This window comes from Colwellia sp. F1 (assembly GCF_056238625.1).
In genome coordinates this window covers 1-3,176 of the sequence record NZ_JBWDLI010000055.1, presented here as the reverse complement: position 1 = coordinate 3,176, position 3,176 = coordinate 1, and the positions used below count along the sequence as shown (strand labels likewise).

Genomic DNA, 3,176 nt, shown 5'->3' with positions numbered 1-3,176 from the left:
CGGCGTAATCCTGAGCTGCGCAATGCAGTGAAGAATCTGGTAAACGAACGGTTAGCGCAGGGAACGTTAGAAAGCGTAAAGGTAAGCAGTGGCGAGGTCTTTGTCGTGGAGGCTGGAGCGCTTGAACGCCCGTTACCCCGATTGAAAAACCGGCTGCTGATTCTCTCTCCGTTCGATAACAGTGTTATTCAGCGCGAACGGCTCAAGGCGCTTTTTCAATATGATTATCAATTGGAATGCTATGTGCCCGAAGCCAAACGTCAGTATGGCTATTTTTGCCTGCCGCTACTTTATCGCGATGCCTTTATTGGGCGAATGGATTGTAAAGTCCATCGAAAAAAACGCCATTTAGAGATCAAGTTTTTACATTTTGAACCACATAGGTTTGATGAATGTCTCGTCGCCACGGCTTTTGTGGAAGCCATTACACAGTTTTGTCATTTCCAGCAGTGTGATTCTGTGTCGTTGACTAATGTTCACCCTAACCATCTAGCCCAGCATTTGCGCCGTGCGCTTCAAGCGCTGGGATAAGGCGAGAATTAAGTAGCTCGCTATGCCTCAATAACGTTACTGCCAAACCCGGCTAATCCGGCGCTCTGCATGGGTGGGACCTGCTGCGCTAATGGCAGGGAAGCTTGTCGCTCAACGTTGGTTGATATATGATTCGTATATGTTTCATATTTGTTTTGTATATTCTGAGAGAGCGCTATGGGAATCGTGAAAATTAATGATCAGCTACACGAAGACGTACGCAGGGCTAGTTCGGTGATGGTGCGTTCCATCAATGCGCAGGCTGAATATTGGATAAAAGTCGGGATGCTCGCGGAGGCTAATCCGAGCATGACCTTCTCTGAAATTATGCGTGACCAAATGCAGCAAGCCGATGTCGATTTAAGGAAGGTGATTGGTGGCTAAGGTAACGCTGAAAAGTGCAGAGGAACTGCGCGTAATGCGCGAGGCTGGGCGGCTACTCGCCTCAGTTTTCAGTTATCTCGATAAACAAATAGTGCCCGGTATCTCCACGATGGATATTAACCATTGGGCCGAGCGTTATATCGTTGATCATTTACAGGCACGTCCTGCCAGCAAGGGCCAGTATGGCTATCAGTATGTGTTAAACGCGTCAGTTAACCATGTAGTTTGTCATGGCATTCCATCTGAAACTCAAAAACTTAAGTCTGGCGATATCGTTAATGTCGATATTACCTTAGAGAAGGGCGGATTTATCGCAGATTCAAGCAAGATGTACCTTCTTGGAGATGTAAAGCCTTATGCCAAGCGACTGGTTGATAAAACCTACGAGTCCATGTGGCAAGGGATACACGCGGTTAAGCCTGGCGCAACGTTAGGTGATGTAGGCTACGCGATTCAGCAATATGCTGAAAAACAGGGCTACTCTATCGTTCGTGAGTATTGTGGGCATGGAATTGGCCGAGAAATGCACGAAGAGCCCCAGGTGTTGCACTATGGGAAGAAGGGTAAAGGGCTGACTTTACAAGAGGGGATGGTGTTTACCATAGAACCGATGGTTAACCAGGGGAAAGCAAAGATAAAAACCAAAAAAGATGGTTGGACAGTGGTTACCAGTGACAAGAAGTTGTCTGCACAGTGGGAGCACACCATTGCTGTCACCTCATCAGGTTTCGAAGTGTTAACACTTCGCGACGACGAAACTATCCCTACTGCCATTAGCCAATAACTGTTTACCACTCATCATTCGCCACCGCATTTCACCCTCTTAAATCCTCTCTGGCGAAGCAGATCAGATGCGTTAAGCTGAAAATCTAGGTGCAATTAGGTCCGCATAACTTGGAGAATCCTCATGACAAGCTTTGCAAAGAACACTATTTGCCTTTGGTACGATGGTAGCGCAGAAGAGGCTGCACGCTTTTACGCGGATACCTTTCCCGATTCGTTCGTCAAGGCTGTTCATTATGCGCCGGGAGACTTTCCCACAGGTAAACAAGGGGATGTATTAACCGTTGAGTTTTCCGTGATGGGCATTCCGTGCCTTGGGCTCAACGGTGGAGCTGCGATCACACACAATGAGTCGTTCTCTTTTCAAGTCTCAACGAATGACCAAGCTGAAACGGATCACTATTGGCATGCCATTGTTAGCAACGGTGGTGAAGAAAGTGCCTGCGGCTGGTGTAAGGATAAATGGGGTATATCTTGGCAGATAACACCAGCGGTACTAATGAACGCGATTACCAATCCCGACCCTAACACCGCTAAGCGTGCATTTGATGCGATGATGCAAATGAAAAAAATCGACATTGCTGAGATTGAGGCGGCGCTTAAGGGGCGATGAGTTTGCAAGGCCGATCGAATGGCTGGAAAATCGAGGTCTTTAAGAAAAGTGATAGCCAATATCAATGACTGAAATTACCTATATCTTATTATTATCATTGCTGGCTGGTGCGGCAATGCCCACGGGGGCATTGCTTGCTCGACTTGATCTTGTGCATCCCTATTTCTTAGGTACTGCATGGCGGCATTTTATTGTTGCTTTTGGCGGGGGAGCGCTTATATCGGCAGTCGCTTTGGTGCTAGTCCCTGAAGGGGCGGGCAAGCTTTCTCCTGTATTCGCGGCGCTGTGTTTTGCTGCGGGAGGAGTGTGTTTCTATCTGTTGGATACTTTTTTAAGTAGGCTGAACAGTTCTGTTGGTCAACTGGTCGCAATGCTTTCTGATTTTGTTCCCGAAGCCATTGCTTTAGGAGCGGCCTTTGCCTCGGGAGGAAGTGCTGGCTTTTTGTTGGCGTTGCTGATGGTTTTGCAAAACTTACCGGAAGGGTTTAATGCCTTTGAGGAGTTAAGTAGTAACTCTCAACTCTCAGCAAATAAAATTGTGCTGGCTTTTAGCGGTTTAGCGTTAGTAGGTCCTGCCTCTGCCGCCACAGGGTATTATTTGCTGTCTCAGTATGAGGAGTTGATGGGCGCTTTAATGCTGTTTGCTAGTGCGGGAATTCTTTACTTAGTTTTCCAGGATATTGCACCAGAATCTAAGCTTGCACATAAAAGCATGCCCGCAGTGGGGGCAGTTACAGGCTTTTTGCTCGGTTTAGTCGGTAATATGATGATTGCCGGTGGCTAATATAGTCAGCTATTACCCATGACCAAGCGCGTGTTGATCACGGGGACGGAAAGCTAACAAATAATAGCCAGCCTCATTGTT

At 47.3% G+C, this 3,176-nt stretch carries 5 protein-coding genes; all 5 read left to right on the top strand.

All coding sequences use genetic code 11. The features are described from left to right. A partial coding sequence (locus AC0UA9_RS17035) for a DNA glycosylase AlkZ-like family protein (RefSeq protein WP_475661883.1) occupies window positions 1-531 on the top strand: 531 nt, incomplete at its 5' end. 177 nt (window positions 532-708) lie between these two features. Further along, the gene (locus tag AC0UA9_RS17030; RefSeq protein WP_125748691.1) at window positions 709-915 is read left to right on the top strand and encodes a ParD-like family protein; all 207 of its coding nucleotides are present in this window, start codon (window positions 709-711) and stop codon (window positions 913-915) included. Continuing rightward, complete coding sequence (gene map, locus AC0UA9_RS17025; protein ID WP_125748688.1) at window positions 908-1,699, top strand: type I methionyl aminopeptidase; 792 nt, start codon at window positions 908-910, stop codon at window positions 1,697-1,699. The genes AC0UA9_RS17030 and map overlap by 8 nt, the downstream gene beginning before the upstream one ends. A 123-nt stretch (window positions 1,700-1,822) precedes the next feature. Next, complete coding sequence (locus AC0UA9_RS17020; protein ID WP_125748685.1) at window positions 1,823-2,311, top strand: VOC family protein; 489 nt, start codon at window positions 1,823-1,825, stop codon at window positions 2,309-2,311. A 64-nt stretch (window positions 2,312-2,375) separates the two neighbouring features. After that, window positions 2,376-3,095: a ZIP family metal transporter gene (locus AC0UA9_RS17015; RefSeq protein WP_089038558.1), complete on the top strand. Its 720-nt coding sequence runs from the start codon at window positions 2,376-2,378 to the stop codon at window positions 3,093-3,095. Window positions 3,096-3,176: the final 81 nt, after the last annotated feature.